The organism is Shinella sp. M31, from assembly GCF_049199205.1.
In the GTDB taxonomy this organism is placed as follows: domain Bacteria; phylum Pseudomonadota; class Alphaproteobacteria; order Rhizobiales; family Rhizobiaceae; genus Shinella.
The window spans coordinates 37,538-51,411 of record NZ_JBLZPH010000005.1 but is presented as its reverse complement, the minus strand read 5'-3'; the positions used below and the strand labels follow the sequence as shown (position 1 = coordinate 51,411).

15 protein-coding genes are annotated in these 13,874 nt (G+C 63.5%); 7 read left to right on the top strand and 8 right to left on the bottom strand.

Annotation, left to right across the window (positions count from 1 at the left end):
- Together ACOZKU_RS01450 and ACOZKU_RS01445 are read right to left on the bottom strand one after the other, a co-directional pair.
- Positions 1–1,045 (bottom strand): ABC transporter substrate-binding protein (locus tag ACOZKU_RS01450; protein ID WP_421577363.1); only part of this gene is annotated, 1,045 nt, incomplete at its 3' end.
- A 134-nt stretch (positions 1,046–1,179) separates the two neighbouring features.
- Positions 1,180–2,226 carry a LacI family DNA-binding transcriptional regulator gene (locus ACOZKU_RS01445; RefSeq protein ID WP_421577362.1) on the bottom strand — a complete coding sequence of 349 codons (1,047 nt, stop codon included), beginning with the start codon at positions 2,224–2,226 and terminating at the stop codon, positions 1,180–1,182.
- Here ACOZKU_RS01445 and ACOZKU_RS01440 point away from each other — a divergent pair.
- Positions 2,213–2,458: a hypothetical protein gene (locus ACOZKU_RS01440; protein WP_421577361.1), complete on the top strand. Its 246-nt coding sequence runs from the start codon at positions 2,213–2,215 to the stop codon at positions 2,456–2,458. The two genes, ACOZKU_RS01445 and ACOZKU_RS01440, sit on opposite strands and share 14 nt — an antisense overlap.
- A 22-nt stretch (positions 2,459–2,480) precedes the next feature.
- Here ACOZKU_RS01440 and ACOZKU_RS01435 read toward each other — a convergent pair whose 3' ends face one another.
- The gene (locus ACOZKU_RS01435) at positions 2,481–3,173 is read right to left on the bottom strand and encodes a fumarylacetoacetate hydrolase family protein (RefSeq protein WP_421577360.1); all 693 of its coding nucleotides are present in this window, start codon (positions 3,171–3,173) and stop codon (positions 2,481–2,483) included.
- Between the two features lie 131 nt (positions 3,174–3,304).
- On the opposite strand from ACOZKU_RS01435, the gene hpaR reads away from it, so the two are divergent.
- Positions 3,305–3,805: a homoprotocatechuate degradation operon regulator HpaR gene (hpaR, locus tag ACOZKU_RS01430; RefSeq protein WP_421577359.1), complete on the top strand. Its 501-nt coding sequence runs from the start codon at positions 3,305–3,307 to the stop codon at positions 3,803–3,805.
- Between the two features lie 115 nt (positions 3,806–3,920).
- Here the strand turns inward: hpaR and ACOZKU_RS01425 are convergent, their stop codons facing one another.
- Entirely contained in the window at positions 3,921–5,327 is a 1,407-nt protein-coding gene (locus tag ACOZKU_RS01425) for a pyridoxal phosphate-dependent decarboxylase family protein (protein ID WP_421577358.1), read from the bottom strand.
- Between the two features lie 344 nt (positions 5,328–5,671).
- On the opposite strand from ACOZKU_RS01425, the gene ACOZKU_RS01420 reads away from it, so the two are divergent.
- The 5 genes from ACOZKU_RS01420 to ACOZKU_RS01400 are packed head-to-tail and all read left to right on the top strand — an operon-like array spanning position 5,672 to position 11,207.
- Positions 5,672–6,928, top strand: coding sequence for a Tm-1-like ATP-binding domain-containing protein (locus ACOZKU_RS01420; protein ID WP_421577357.1), 1,257 nt, complete (start codon positions 5,672–5,674; stop codon positions 6,926–6,928).
- Positions 6,925–7,569, top strand: a complete 645-nt coding sequence (locus ACOZKU_RS01415; protein WP_421577356.1) for an HAD-IA family hydrolase — start codon at positions 6,925–6,927, stop codon at positions 7,567–7,569. The genes ACOZKU_RS01420 and ACOZKU_RS01415 overlap by 4 nt, the downstream gene beginning before the upstream one ends.
- A gap of 12 nt (positions 7,570–7,581) precedes the next feature.
- On the top strand, positions 7,582–8,940 hold the full coding sequence (locus tag ACOZKU_RS01410) for an aspartate aminotransferase family protein (RefSeq protein ID WP_421577355.1): 1,359 nt from the start codon (positions 7,582–7,584) through the stop codon (positions 8,938–8,940).
- A 1-nt stretch (position 8,941) separates the two neighbouring features.
- A complete protein-coding gene (locus ACOZKU_RS01405; RefSeq protein WP_421577354.1) occupies positions 8,942–10,225 on the top strand; it encodes an aspartate aminotransferase family protein in 1,284 nt (427 codons plus the stop codon).
- A 4-nt stretch (positions 10,226–10,229) separates the two neighbouring features.
- Positions 10,230–11,207 carry a phosphotransferase enzyme family protein gene (locus tag ACOZKU_RS01400; RefSeq protein ID WP_421577353.1) on the top strand — a complete coding sequence of 326 codons (978 nt, stop codon included), beginning with the start codon at positions 10,230–10,232 and terminating at the stop codon, positions 11,205–11,207.
- A gap of 36 nt (positions 11,208–11,243) precedes the next feature.
- Here ACOZKU_RS01400 and ACOZKU_RS01395 read toward each other — a convergent pair whose 3' ends face one another.
- The 4 genes from ACOZKU_RS01395 to minC all read right to left on the bottom strand — a co-directional run bounded on the left by ACOZKU_RS01395 (position 11,244) and on the right by minC (position 13,427).
- Positions 11,244–11,432: a hypothetical protein gene (locus ACOZKU_RS01395; protein ID WP_314091135.1), complete on the bottom strand. Its 189-nt coding sequence runs from the start codon at positions 11,430–11,432 to the stop codon at positions 11,244–11,246.
- A 135-nt stretch (positions 11,433–11,567) separates the two neighbouring features.
- The gene (minE, locus tag ACOZKU_RS01390) at positions 11,568–11,831 is read right to left on the bottom strand and encodes a cell division topological specificity factor MinE (protein WP_313532028.1); all 264 of its coding nucleotides are present in this window, start codon (positions 11,829–11,831) and stop codon (positions 11,568–11,570) included.
- Positions 11,828–12,643 carry a septum site-determining protein MinD gene (gene minD, locus ACOZKU_RS01385; RefSeq protein WP_117370198.1) on the bottom strand — a complete coding sequence of 272 codons (816 nt, stop codon included), beginning with the start codon at positions 12,641–12,643 and terminating at the stop codon, positions 11,828–11,830. Before minD ends, minE begins: the two co-directional genes overlap by 4 nt.
- Positions 12,644–12,671: 28 nt before the next feature.
- On the bottom strand, positions 12,672–13,427 hold the full coding sequence (gene minC / locus ACOZKU_RS01380) for a septum site-determining protein MinC (RefSeq protein WP_421577352.1): 756 nt from the start codon (positions 13,425–13,427) through the stop codon (positions 12,672–12,674).
- Positions 13,428–13,874: the final 447 nt, after the last annotated feature.

Sequence of the window (13,874 nt, the reverse complement as noted above, 5' to 3'; positions counted from 1 at the left end):
TGCGGGCGGCGAGCAGCGAGCCGACGGCACCGCGATCCGCCAGGATCTTCTGGTAAAAGTCGACGTCCTTGGCATAGACCTCGTTCAGGAAGTCGATCGCCTCGTCCTTCTCGGCCGAGCCCGCCGTGACGTACCAGCTGGAACCGCCGAGGTTGGAGGCGTGGGTTGCGCCCTCGACGTTGAGCTTCGGAATGGGGGCGACGCCCCATTTGCCGCTCTGGTCGGCCTGCGCCTTGACGGTGCCGGTGATCCACACGCCCGTCGTGACGGTCGCGACATCGCCCGAGGTGAAGGTGTTGACCCATTCCGTCCAGCCGGCGGCCGGTTTGTGGATGTTGGCCTGCAGGATCTTCTGCTCGGTTTCGAGGGCGGCCTTCAGCGCGGCATTGTCGGCGATCGAGAGATTGCCGTCCTTGTCGAAATACCAGCCGCCGGCCGATTGCATCAGGATGCGGATGAAGCCGGCATCGTTGATGTCGAGGCCGAGCATCTTTTTGCCGGTCTTGGCTTCGACCGCCTTGCCGATCTCGATGAAGCGGTCCCAGGTCAGGTCCTGCATGTCCTCGGGCTTGAAACCAGACTGTTCGAGATAGTCCTTGCGATAGTAGAGGCCTGTGACGCCGGAATCGAAGGGCATGCCGTAGACGGTGCCGTCGACCGTCATCAGCTCGACCTTGTAGGGTGCGAAGCCGGAGAAATCGATCTTGCTCGACAGTTCGGCGAAGGCGCCGGGGAAGGACTGGAGGTATTTTTGCGCGCCGTAGTCTTCGATCAGCACGATATCGGGCAAGGCGTCCGTAGTGCCGGAGGACAGGCCTGTCTGGAGCTTCTGCTCGACATCGGCCTTGGCGAAATCGACGATGTTGAACGTGGTGTCGGGATGCTTCGCGGTGTAGCGCGCGGCAGCTTCCTTCATGATGGCGACGTTGAAATTCGGGTCCCAGCACCAGACGGTGACTTCGCCAGCAAAGGCCGCCGTGGATGCCAAGAGGCTCGCGCCGGCAAACAGGCCGGCGGCAAGGCGCGACAGAATCGTCTTGTTCATCGTTTCCTCCCAAGAAACCTATGCGGCAGGGATCTCCTCTCCTGCCGTCGAAGGGAAGATTTACCGAATTTCAGGAAACGCGCAAGGAAAATTTAGTAAATATTTATTGCGCCTGCGAAGGCGTTTTAAAAATATTATAAATCCAAGGGCTTGCGGCAGCTGTCACGCCAGATCAACTCGGTGGCGATGCGAACCTGCTTGCCATAGCTGCGCCCGGACAGGCGCTCGAGCAGAAGATCGACCGCCGTCTCGCCGATGTGCTCGCCGTGAATGCGCACGGTGGTGAGCGGGGGGGTCAGGAACTGCGCGACGGGGATGTCGTTGAAGGAGATGACGGCGATGTCCTTTGGGATCGAGAGGCCGGCTTCCTGCAGCGCCCGATAGGCGCCGATCGCCATATTGTCGTTCGAGGTGACGATGACGTCGGGCCGTTCCGCCAGCGCAAGCAGATCCTGCGCCAGGCGGTAGCCGGTGTCGAGGCGGAGGCTTTGGCCGTTCGAACAGTCGGCGAGCACCAGAAGGTCCGGGTCGAAGGTGCCGTTCTTCTTCTGCCAATCGATGAAGGCGACGCATCGCTTTTCCGCGAAATGCTGCACGCTGCCGTTCAGGCTCTCATGGCTGCCGATGAAGCCGATGCGCTTGTAGCCGCTGGATTTCAGGGAATCGAGGATCTTCTGCGTGGCGAGCCCGACATCGGAAAAGACGCTGTCGAGGTGATCGCTCTTCGGGTCGAAATCGGCGAAGACGACATGGCGGGCATGCTGCCTGAGCCAGGCGATTTCATGATCGGAATGTTTGCCGATGACGATGACCCCGGAGGCGCTTTCGAGCAGCGAAGCCTCCGGCAGGTCGTCGGAATGGAAGACCTTCACGATCTCCGTCTTGAGGTCGCGGCAGCGTGTTTCGATGCCGAGACGCACGCCGACATAATAGGGATCCGCGATCTCGTCCGACGGCTCCAGGAAATGCACGATGACGAGCTTGGTGAGCAGGCTCGGCGCGACGGGGCCGTTCGCCTTGTTGCGATTGCGCGGCGTCTCGTAATTGAGCGCCTCGGCCGTCTCGATGATCGCCTGCCGCTTGACGGGCGAGATCGACAAAGCCGGGTCGTAATTCAAAACGCGCGAGACCGTGGCGGAGGAGACCCCGACGGCCTTGGCGATTTCCTTGATCGTCACCATCCCGACATTCCGTTCCTTGCTCGCCGCAATGTGGCACGGATCCGGGAAAATCGAAATCGCTTTCAGTAAATTTTTACTTCGGCATAACGTGCGAAAAACCCGCCCCGACGGCGATAACGGCGTGAATGCCGTGTGTTGCCGGTATAACGAAGCGGTAAAATCTTCTCAAGACGCGGTTAGGGATCGACGCGGGAATGGCCAAGCCGTCGCCGACGGTAAAAAGCGCTGGTAAAAAGTGCTCGAATGGCGCGTGCTCAGAGAACGGTGACCGAGATCGCCCCGAGCCCGTCGATTTCGCCGCGCATCACATCGCCCCGCTGCACGGCCCCGACGCCGGCCGGCGTGCCGGAGAAGATCAGGTCGCCGGGCTGCAGCGTGAAGAGGCGGGAGAGGTAGGCGATCATCTCCGGCACCTTCCAGATCATCTGGTTGAGATTGCCGTCCTGGCGCAGCGCGCCGTTGATCGAAAGGCGGATTGCGCCTTCCGTTAGGTGCCCGACATCGTTTGCGGCATGCAACCGGCCGCAGGGCGCGGATTTTTCGAAGGCCTTGGCGACCTCCCAGGGGCGGCCGTGTTTCTTGGCTTCCGCCTGGAGATCGCGCCGCGTCATGTCGAGGCCGATGGCATAGCCGAAGACGCAGTCGAGCGCCTTTTCAACCGGAATGTCGCTGCCGCCGCTTTTGAGCGCGACGACCAGCTCGATTTCGTGATGAACGTCCGCGCTGGCTGAGGGGTAGGGGAAACCGTCGGCGGGCGCCACCACTGTGTCGGGGTTCTTCTGGAAGAAGAACGGCGGCTCCTTGTCCGGGTCATGGCCCATCTCGATGGCGTGATCGGCGAAGTTGCGCCCGACGCAATAGATGCGGTGCACCGGAAAGAGTTCTGTGCTGCCTTCGACCGGCAGGGTGGGGACCGGGGCGGGGGTGAAGACATAGGCTTGGGTCATGAGGACTGCACTTTCGAGAAGCTGACGTGGTGGCGGACCGTAGCATGGCGCCCGGCGGCAATCGACCCGTTCGTCCTGGCCTATGCGGGCTTGCGATTGCGCGAACTTTAAAAATCGCGGATAGAGGCAGAATGACGAAGGATGCCTCGGTGGACATGACCAACCCCAACACGACGGACAAGCCGCGGCGCGAACGCCGGCGGTCGCTGGCAATCGGCCTTCTCAAGGCGCGCGAAGCCGTCATGAGCCATTTCCGGCCGATTCTCGCCGATCACGATGTGACCGAGCAGCAATGGCGCGTGCTGCGCACGCTGTCGGATGCTGGCCTGCTCGATGCGACGGAAGTGGCGGAGAAAGCCTTCATCCTGGCGCCGAGCCTCACGCGCATGCTGCGCTCGCTGGAAGAACGCGGCTTCATCAGCCGTCACAAGGACAAGGCCGACGGCCGTCGTGTGCTGCTTCGGCTCGAGGCGGCGGGGCAGGCGGTCATCGATGAGGTGATGCCGGATTCGCGCCGCGTCTACGCAGATCTCGATGCGCGCTTCGGCGGCGAGCGGATCGAGCAACTGCTCGACATGCTGGAAGAACTGGCCGCCCTCAAGCTCGAGGGCAAGGCGGGCGGCGAGGAATAACCCCGCCGCTAGAGTTTGTCAGGGAAAAGTGGGAACCGATTTTCCCGAAGACAAACGAAAACAAAAGAATCTAGAGTCTGTCAGGTTCAAAATGAACCTGACAGACTCTATCGTTTCATTTCATTGCGCGGGCGATCTCGGTGATCACGGTGAAAGCCGTATCCGCATCATCGTGTGTCATCTCGAACTGTCCGGCCTGGAAGCGGATGGCGATGCGCCCGTCCACGCGTGTCTGCGTCAGATAGATGCGGCCGTCGTCGTTGATGGCATTGGTGAGCGCGATATTGTGCTGATCGTCATCCGCGCCGCCCGTGTGGCGAAACGAGAACAGCGACAGAACCGGCGCGCTGACGATCTCGAAATCCGGCTCCTTCGACAGGCGCTCCGCCAGTTCCTCTGACCAGGCGACATGGTTGCGGATCATCGTGCGCAGGCCTTCCAGCCCGTGATAGCGCATCAGGAACCAGAGTTTCAGCGCGCGGAAGCGGCGGCCGAGCGGCACAGACCATTCGGAATAGTTGATGATGCCGTCATGGCCGTGGGTCTTGAGATATTCCGGCTGGATGGCGAGCGTGCGCACCTGATCCGCGGGGCTCCTGATGAACTGCACCGAGCAGTCGAAATTGGCGCCGAGCCATTTGTGCGGGTTGAAGACGATCGAATCGGCCTCTTCGACGCCGTCCCAGAGCGTGCGGAATTCCGGGCAGATCATCGCGGAACCCGCCCAGGCGGCATCGACATGCAGATAGAGGCCATGCGCCTTGACGACGGTCGCGACGTCGCGGATCGGGTCGCAGGCACCGATCGAGGTGCCGCCGGTGCAGGCGATGACGCCGGCCGGAATGTGGCCGGCGGCCAGATCGGCCTTGATGGCGGCGTCGAGCGCTTCCGGATCCATGCCGTTGAGCGGGCCCTTGGTCGGGATACGCACGAGGTTCGCCTCGCCGATGCCGGCAATCCAGATCGCCCGGTCGATGGAGGTATGCACCTGCTTGGAGGCATAGACGCGCACGGCCTTGTGCGCGGCAAGCCCCTCGCTGTTGCCCTTCCAGCCGAGCGCCTTCTCGCGCATCACGAGGACGGCGGCAAGCGTCGCGGTGGAGGCGGAATCCTGGATGACGCCGGCAAAGCCGTCCGGCAGGCCCATCGCCTGGCGCAGCCAGTCGACGACGCGGGTTTCCAGTTCGGTAGCGGCGGGGGACGTCTGCCACAGCATGCATTGCGCGGCGACCGAGGTGACGAGGTAATCGGCGATCACCGAGACCGGTGCGGCATTGGCCGGGAAATATGCGAAGAAGCGCGGATGCTGCCAATGGGTGAGGCCATCGGGAATGATGCGCTCGAAATCGGCGAAGATCGCCTCCATCGCCTCGCCGGCCTCGGGCGCGGCCTCGGCAATCTGCCCGAAAATGTCGCCAGGCTTGGTCTGCGCGCGGACCGGCCGCTCACGCAGGCCTGCACGGTAGTCCGCACCCCAATCGGCCACCGTTCGCGACCATTGACGGAATTCTTCGCTGTCCATGTCTCACTCCCCTGTCCGGTTGCCTTTCTCGGCGGTCGGATGCGCAATTGCAATGCCCGGCTTGAATATGGCGTTATTTAACATGTTAAAAATATGCTGACGCTGTCAAGCGGAAGCGTGGGGCAGGCGCCCGTCGCCAACCGGCCGCAACGCGGTGAGTGATTAAGGTTTATTATATGAACCGACGCTTCAAAATATGGACTTGCCAAGCGAGATTCTTCCTGCCAGATTAATTCTCATGTTAAGTAATTCGCAGGCTGCCGTCGGAGGGACGGGGCTTGCGGGATCGGGTTCGACGCCGGAAAGTGGATGCTCCGCCCGACTAAAACGAGGAGGAATGGTTGATGAGCCTGAGCGCCCGTCCGCCGAAGATTCTGGTGATCGGTACCGGCGACACCAAGAGCGAGGAACTGCTGTTCATGGCCGAGGTCATCGGCTCTGCCGGCGGCGTTCCCGTCATGGTCGATGTGAGCGTTCTCGGCGAGCCGCCCTATGCGCCGGCCCATTCCAAGCATGACATCGCAGAGGCCGCGGGCACGAGCATTCAGACCATCATCGACAGTGGCGACGAAAACACTGCGATGTCCCTGATGGCGAAGGGCGCTGCCGCGCTGGTGCGCGGGCTCTCGGAGGCCGGCGAGGTCGACGGCATGATCGCGCTCGGCGGTTCGCTCGGCACGGATCTTGCGCTCGACGTCGCCGCCGTGCTGCCGCTCGGCGTGCCGAAGTTCATCGTCTCGACCATCGCCTATTCCCATCTCCTGCCGCCGGAGCGTATCGCGCCCGACCTGATGATGATCCTGTGGGCCGGCGGGCTATACGGGCTGAACCCGATCTGCCGGGCGGTGCTGTCGCAGGCCTGCGGCGCGGTCGTCGGCGCGGCGAAGGCAGCCGAACGGCCGGATCGTGCGCGGCCGCTGATCGGCATGACCTCGCTCGGCTCCTCCTGCCTCAAATATATGAAATTCCTGAAGCCCGAGCTGGAAAAACGCGGCTATGATGTCGCCGTCTTCCATTCCACCGGCATGGGTGGCCGCGCCTATGAGGCTGTGGCCGCCGACCGGGGCTTTGCCGCCGTCTTCGATTTCTGCATCCAGGAAGTCACCAATGCGGAAAACGGCTCTGTCGTCACGTCGGGCCCGGATCGCCTGGAAAATGCCGGCCGCGCCGGCATCCCGCAGATCGTCGCGCCCGGCGCCGTCGATATGGTGGACATGCCCGCCTGGCAGGACACGCCCGTACGCTTCGCCGGCCGTCCCTATCACGCCCACAACCGGCTGATCGCCTCCGTCACCGTCTCGCCGGAGCAGCGCCGCGATGTCGCCCGCGTCGTCGCGGACAAGATGGCGGCCGCCGTGGCCCCGGTCGCCTTCCTCCTGCCGACGCAGGGCATTCAGGAATGGGACCAGGAGGGCGAGCCGCTGCACGAGCCCGCAGCGCTCGAGGCCTTTGTCGACGCGATGCGCAAGGCCATGCCGGCAAGCGTCACCTTCGAGGAGGTGGATACGCATATCAACGCCCCGGACTTTGCGGTGAAAGCTCTGGAAGTCTTCGACCGCTGGGTCGCCGAGGGCATCGTAAAAAAAGGCCGGTTTGCATGAGCAAGGCGCTGATCCTCGATTTCGGTGGTGTGGTCACCCGCACGCTGTTCGAGACGCATGACATCACCGAGCGCGCCCTGGGTCTTCCGGCGGGCACGCTGACCTGGCGTGGCCCGTTCGATCCCTCGACCGATCCGCTCTGGGTGTCGATGCAGGCGCGCGAGATCACCGAGCGCGACTACTGGATGACGCGCACCCGCGAGGTTGGCGCGATGCTGGGCGAAGACTGGACGGATATGAAGACCTTCGTGCAGCGCGCCCGCGGCGCGGATGCCGAACTGGTGCTGCGCCCGGAAGCGCGCGACGCGATCCTGAAAGCGAAGGAGGCCGGCCTGAAACTCGCCATCCTCTCCAACGAGCTCGACCTGTTCTACGGCGTCGAATTCCGCAAGCGCTTCCCGCTGATCGGGCTGTTCGACGTCATCGTCGACGCCACCTACACCAAGATCCTGAAGCCCGATCCGCGCGCCTATGAACAGGTGATCGCCGAGGTCGGCATCGACCGCGCCGACTGTGTGTTCGTCGACGACCAGTTGAAGAACATCGAGGGCGCGGCTGCCGTGAACCTTCCCTATGTGCATTTCGACGTGCTCCAGCCCGCGCAATCCTATGCGCAGGCGCTGACAATGCTTGGACTCTGAAAGGATATCCCCATGCGCGATTCCAACTTTCTGATCGAGAACAACGCCCGCCATCTCTGGCACCCCATGGCGCATCCCGCCGAAATGCAGGCCAAGCCGCCGCGCATCATCAATGGCGGCGCGGGCGTCGAGGTGGTGGATATCCACGGCAAGACGGTGCTGGATGCCGTCGGCGGCCTGTGGAACGTCAATCTCGGCTATTCCTGCGAGCCGGTGAAGCAGGCGATCCGCGACCAGCTCGACGCGCTGCCCTACTATTCCACCTTCCGCGGCACGACCAATTCGCCGCTGATCGAGCTGTCCTACGAGCTTGCCGAATTCTTCAAGGAAGACGGCCTCACGCGCTCCTTCTTCACGTCAGGCGGTTCGGATTCGGTGGAGACGGCGCTGCGCCTCGCCCGCCAGTACCACAAGATCAACGGCCAGCCGGAACGCACGAAATTCGTGGCGCTGAAGAAGGGCTATCACGGCACGCATTTCGGCGGCGCCTCGGTCAACGGCAATGCGAATTTCCGCCGCAACTACGAGCCGCTGCTGCCCGGCGTCTTCCATCTCGCCGCGCCGTTTCCCTATCGCAACCCCTTCAATACGAGCGATCCGGCCGAAATCGCGCAGGCCATCGCCCGCCAGTTCGAGGACGAGGTGGCCTTCCAGGGCGCCGATACGATCGCCGCCTTCATCATGGAGCCGGTGCTGGGTGCCGGCGGCGTGATCGTGCCGCATGAGACCTTCATGCCGCTGATGCGCGCCATCTGCGACAAGCACGGCATCCTGCTGATCGCCGACGAGGTCATCACCGCCTTCGGTCGTACCGGCGCCTGGACCGGCTCGCGCGGCTGGGGCGTCAAGCCCGACATGATGACGACCGCCAAGGCCATCACCAACGGCTACTTCCCCTTCGGTGCCGTGATGATTTCCGACAAGGTCGCGACGGCTTTCGAAAGCAACAAGGACAGTTTCGGTTCCATCGGCCACGGCTACACCTATTCCGGCCATCCGGTCGGTGCCGCCGCCGCGCTTGCGACGCTCAAGGAAACCGCCAAGGTCAACACGGCCGCCAATGCCGCCGCCCGCGGCGTCGAGCTGATGGCCGGCCTGGAAGGCCTGAAGGCGAAACACGAGCTGGTCGGCGATGTCAGAGGCCTGGGCCTGATGGCGGCGCTGGAACTCGTTTCGGATCGCGCCAAGAAGAGCGGTGCCGCCAAGGACGTGGTGCAGAAGGTCTATGACACCGCTTACGAGGCCGGCGTCATGGTCCGCACCTCGGGTTCCAACGTCATCATCTCGCCGCCGCTCATCATCACTGCCGCCGACGTGCAGAAGATCGTCTCGGCGCTGGACGAAGGCCTCACCGCGGCGGAAGGCAAGTAAGATGGCGGGCGAGGAGGCTCTGCGCGCGCGGCGCGAAAAACTGCTGGGCCGCAACATGTCGCTCTTTTACGAGGATCCGGTCCATCTCGTGAAGGGTGAGGGTGTCTGGCTGTGGGATGCGGACGGGAAGAAATATCTCGATTGCTATAACAACGTGCCGCATGTCGGCCATTGCCACCCGCGCGTGGTGGAGGCGATCTGCCGGCAGGCCTCGACGCTCAACACCCACACCCGCTACCTGCATGAGGGCATCCTCGACTATGTCGAGCGTCTGACAGCGACCTTCGACGAGAGCCTCGATACCGCGATCCTGACCTGTACCGGCAGCGAGGCGAACGATGTCGCGCTGCGCATGGCGCAGGCCGTGACCGGCAAGACGGGCGTCATCGCCACGGACTTCACCTATCACGGCAACACGACGGCGGTGTCGCAGCTTTCGACCCGCATGCCGCCGGTCGGCGGCTATGGCGGCCATGTCCGCCACGTGCCGGCGCCCGATGCCTACCGCCCGCTGGGCGGCGAGGGCGGTCAGGCTTTCGCAAAGGCCTGGGCGGCGAAGGTGGAGGAGGCCATCGCCTCCCTGCAGGAGAGCTCCTTCGGCTTTTCCGCGCTAATCATCGATCCCTTCTTCGCCAATGAGGGTTTTCCCGACTTGCCGGAAAACTTTCTGGCACCCGCCGTGGCGGCGGTGCGCAAGGCCGGCGGCCTCGTCATCTGCGACGAGGTGCAGCCTGGCTTCGGCCGCACCGGCACCCATATGTGGGGCCACCAGAAGGCGGGCATCGTTGCCGATGTCGTCACGCTCGGCAAACCGATGGGCAACGGCCATCCGGTCGGTGGCGTCGTTGCGAATTCCGAGACCTTGAATGCCTTCCGCAAGGCGTTTCGCTACTTCAACACCTTCGGCGGAAACCCGGTTTCCTGCGCGGCGGCCATGGCCGTTCTCGATGTGCTGGAAGACGAGAAGCTTCAGGCGAATGCGCTCGATGTGGGCGCCTATGCCCGGCAGGGCCTGCAAAAGCTTGCGGAAAAGCACGCGCTGATCGGCAATGTGCGCGGCTCCGGCCTGTTCTTCGGCGCCGAACTGGTGCTCGACCGGGCGGAGAAGACGCCGGCCTCCGACATCGCCACGCGCGTCATCAACGGCATGCGCGAGCGCGGAGTGCTGATGGGCAAGCTCGGCATTCATCAGAATGCCACGAAGATCCGCCCGCCCATGCCCTTCTCGAAGGACAATGCAGACCTGATGCTGTCGACCCTCGACGACGTGCTGGGCGGGCTCTGAACCGATGGGCGGCATGAAGGAGATGCTGACGCAGCGGGCCATTGCCGCCCTTGCCCATTGGGATCTGCCGGAGCAGGTGCCGGAACTGATCAAGTACCGCGAAAACGCGGTGTTCAAGGTGAAGCTCGCCTGGGGCGATCCGGCGGCCCTTCGCCTGCACCGCCCGGCCTATCATTCCCAGGCGGCCCTTGCCTCGGAACTCGCCTTCATGGCGTATCTGCGCGACCGGGGCCTTGCCGTGCCGCAGCCGATCCCTTCCGCGAACGGTGCCCTGCTCGTCGCCTTCGGCGACGGCCCCTATTATGCGGACCTCATCGGCTGGATCGATGGCGAGCCGCTGGGTGAAACCGGCGTTCCCTTGGTGCAGGACGGCCGTAACCTCCAGGCGATCTTCCGCTCCATCGGCCGGGAACTCGCGCTGCTTCATGGTGCGGCCGATGCCTTCCGCCAGCCGGTGGGTTTCGAGCGCCCGGCCTGGCATGCCGACGGTCTGCTCGGCGAGGCGCCATTCTGGGGGCGGTTCTGGGACTGCGCGGTGCTGCCGGCGGAAGACCAGGCCTATCTGACGGCCCTGCGCGAAACGCTGACCGCGCGCCTTGCGGCCATCGCCCCCGGCCTCGACTACGGCCTGATCCATGCCGACATCGTGCGCGAGAACATATTCGTGCGCAAAGGGGCTGTCGCCTTCATCGATTTCGACGATTGCGGCTTCGGTTTCCGCCTGTTCGATTTGGCGACGGCGCTGCTGCGCAATCGGCGCGAACCATCCTATCCGGCGCTGCGGCAGTCGCTGCTTGAAGGCTACGCCGCCATCCGGCCGCAGGCCGAGGCGGATTTCGCGCATTTACCGCTTTTCCTGCTCCTGCGCGCGCTCACCTATATCGGCTGGGCCGCCGCCCGCCCGGAGCTTGCCGACAATGCCACCCGGTTGAAACGCTACGTCGCCGACGTGCGCGCTCTGGCGGCGGATCTGGGTGTCTGAAACAAACAACCCCGCCGGAGCGGGGTTGTTTCGGTTTCAAGCCTGATGCTGGACGGGATTGCCCGAAGGCTGGTGCACAATTCCGGCCCCTTGCTCACAGACTTCCACATGCCGTGTCAGCGCCTGATTGGAGAGGATGGCGCTGATCGTGGTGATGTCACGGCCCTGATACTTGGGCATCTTCTGGGCGACTTTCAGTCTCTCCAGCAACGCTAAACGGCTCATGACAATCTCCTTTTCAGTGGTTTAAGAATGCGGCATCCGGCCTTGTCAAAACGGCCGATGGTCCGGGTTGTGGTCCTTCTTCGGGGTTGCCCGACACCGCATCCTGGAGGGTGCGGCGATTGAAACTGTGGTCGATCAGGCGGCCTTCTTGCCGGCGTCGAACGGGATCTCGATGTCGACGGCGAGCGTCGAGACTTGCGGCCCGCGTTCCATCTTGATCGAAACCTTCTCGTCATCGACCTGCATATGCTTGGAAATCGCCTTCAGGATTTCGTCGCGCAGCTTGTTGACGAGGTCGATATCGCCGGTGGCGGCGCGCTCGTGGGCGAGCAGCACCTGCAACCGCTCACGCGCGGCCGGTGCCGACTGGCCCTTGGAAAAGAAGCGAAACAGGTTCATGCCGCCTTCCTTCCGAAGATCTTGCCGAAGAAACCGCGCTTGTCGCCGGGAATGGTGATCGGCAGGTTCTCGCCCTTCAGGCGGCGGGTTGCTTCGAAATAGGCAAGTGCGGGGGCGCTGCGGGTGTCGGCGAGCGTCACGGGGGCGCCGACGTTGGAGGCACGCAGCACGTCCATGCTCTCGGGAATGATGCCGAGCAGCGGGATGGAGAGGATTTCAAGCACGTCGTCGACCTTGAGCATGTCGCCGCGCTCGGCGCGCACGGCGTCGTATCGGGTGAGCAGCAGGTGCTTTTCGACGCGTTCGCCGTTTTCCGCCTTCAGCGTCTTTGAATCGAGCAGGCCGATGATGCGGTCCGAGTCGCGAACCGACGACACTTCCGGGTTGGTCACGACGATGGCGATATCGGCATGGCGCATGGCCAGCGTCGCACCGCGCTCGATACCGGCCGGGCTGTCGCAGATCACCCAGTCGAAGGCGTTCTTCAGCGCCGCGATGACCTTCTCGACGCCCTCAGGCGTGAGGTTGTCCTTGTCGCGCGTCTGGGAAGCCGGCAGCAGGTAGAGCGTCTCGACGCGCTTGTCGCGGATCAGCGCCTGGGTCAGCTTGGCTTCGCCCTGGATGACGTTGACGAGATCATAGACCACGCGGCGCTCGGCGCCCATGACGAGATCGAGATTGCGCAGGCCGACGTCGAAATCCACGACCACGACCTTTTCGCCATTCTGCGCGAGCGCCGCGCCGAGGGCTGCCGACGACGTCGTCTTGCCGACGCCGCCCTTGCCCGATGTGACAACGATTACCTTACCCATGTACCTCTCCAGTGGTTGGGGATTCCGTTCAGCCGAGTGTCGCGGCCGTGATTTGTTCGCCTTCGAGCCAGATCTGCGCCGGCTTGCCGCGCAGGGCCTCTTCCATGTCGTCGGCCGTCTTGTAGAAGCCGTCGATGGCAATCAGTTCCGCCTCCAGCTTGCGGCAGAAGATGCGAGCTGCCGAATTGCCCGTGGTGCCGGCCATCGCGCGGCCGCGCAGCGGGCCGTAGACGTGGATCGAGCCGCCGGCGACGACTTCCGCGCCCGAGGCGACCGAGCCGATGATCGTGACGTCGCCTTCCGGGAAGAAGATCGACTGTCCCGAGCGGACCGGTCGCGAGACGACGAGCGACGGCGTGACGGTAGCCGGCGTGGCAACCGGCTCGACCATGACAGCCTCCACCGGATCGGCAGATTTTGTCTTTTTGGAGCCGCTCTTCTCCTCTGCCGCGGGCGCCTCGAAATCGGCGGCCGGGCGGCCATCGGTCATGGCGGGCGGCATGTCCGGGCCAAGCTGCGAGGTGCGTGCACCCTCGATGCCCATGACGCGCACATTGCGGGTCGAAAGCTCGCTGACGAGATCGCGCAACTCCTGACGGTCGATGTCGAGGCCATCGACATCGAGCACAACAGGCCGGCGAAGGAAGAACCCGGCCGAACGGGCGGCCAGATCGTCGAGCCGAACCAGCCAGTCCTGGACAGGCAGTTCAGGCGTCAATGCGAGCGCAAGGAAGGACCGCCCCTTGAGGCGGATCGGCCGGGGTTGAGTTAACACGTCAGTCATCTTGGTTAATTTTCGGTTGCTCCGGTGTAGCCGTGAAATGGTTAACAAATGGTTAATTTACAGCGCTGGCTGGTGCGAGGCATGCCTTGCCACAATGTGTCTTTGGACGACGGAGCTGAGCGGATTCACCGTGTGATGCGTGGCGTAAATCATTGAATAAAAAGCAGTTTCACGCATGCTCAAAGGGGTGGCATTCCTACCCCTGTCAGTGGGACAGGGCTTCGGACGCGGTGATGGCTGGAAAGAAAAGCAGGAAAGTCCGCAGCTTGCCAAGGGCGAGGTCCGGCAATGACCCGGATGGGTAGCATCGAAAGCCTGATGCTCGCGGATTGGCGCCCGATTTGGCCGGATTCGGCGCCTACGTGCCCCGAAACGTGATTCGGCAGCGTCGTCCCGGGGGCTGAAACGCGAATTGTTTCGCAGGCGAGGGGCGGGAGCATAGGGCAG

Bases quoted from the DNA above. Each gene is read 5' to 3' on its own strand.
- ACOZKU_RS01445 (WP_421577362.1), bottom strand. From the start codon at position 2,226: ATGGTGACGATCAAGGAAATCGCCAAGGCCGTCGGGGTCTCCTCCGCC.
- ACOZKU_RS01435 (WP_421577360.1), bottom strand. From the start codon at position 3,173: ATGACCCAAGCCTATGTCTTCACCCCCGCCCCGGTCCCCACCCTGCCG.
- hpaR (WP_421577359.1), top strand. From the start codon at position 3,305: ATGACGAAGGATGCCTCGGTGGACATGACCAACCCCAACACGACGGAC.
- ACOZKU_RS01425 (WP_421577358.1), bottom strand. From the start codon at position 5,327: ATGGACAGCGAAGAATTCCGTCAATGGTCGCGAACGGTGGCCGATTGG.
- ACOZKU_RS01420 (WP_421577357.1), top strand. From the start codon at position 5,672: ATGAGCCTGAGCGCCCGTCCGCCGAAGATTCTGGTGATCGGTACCGGC.
- ACOZKU_RS01415 (WP_421577356.1), top strand. From the start codon at position 6,925: ATGAGCAAGGCGCTGATCCTCGATTTCGGTGGTGTGGTCACCCGCACG.
- ACOZKU_RS01410 (WP_421577355.1), top strand. From the start codon at position 7,582: ATGCGCGATTCCAACTTTCTGATCGAGAACAACGCCCGCCATCTCTGG.
- ACOZKU_RS01405 (WP_421577354.1), top strand. From the start codon at position 8,942: ATGGCGGGCGAGGAGGCTCTGCGCGCGCGGCGCGAAAAACTGCTGGGC.
- ACOZKU_RS01400 (WP_421577353.1), top strand. From the start codon at position 10,230: ATGGGCGGCATGAAGGAGATGCTGACGCAGCGGGCCATTGCCGCCCTT.
- ACOZKU_RS01395 (WP_314091135.1), bottom strand. From the start codon at position 11,432: ATGAGCCGTTTAGCGTTGCTGGAGAGACTGAAAGTCGCCCAGAAGATG.
- minE (WP_313532028.1), bottom strand. From the start codon at position 11,831: ATGAACCTGTTTCGCTTCTTTTCCAAGGGCCAGTCGGCACCGGCCGCG.
- minD (WP_117370198.1), bottom strand. From the start codon at position 12,643: ATGGGTAAGGTAATCGTTGTCACATCGGGCAAGGGCGGCGTCGGCAAG.
- minC (WP_421577352.1), bottom strand. From the start codon at position 13,427: ATGACTGACGTGTTAACTCAACCCCGGCCGATCCGCCTCAAGGGGCGG.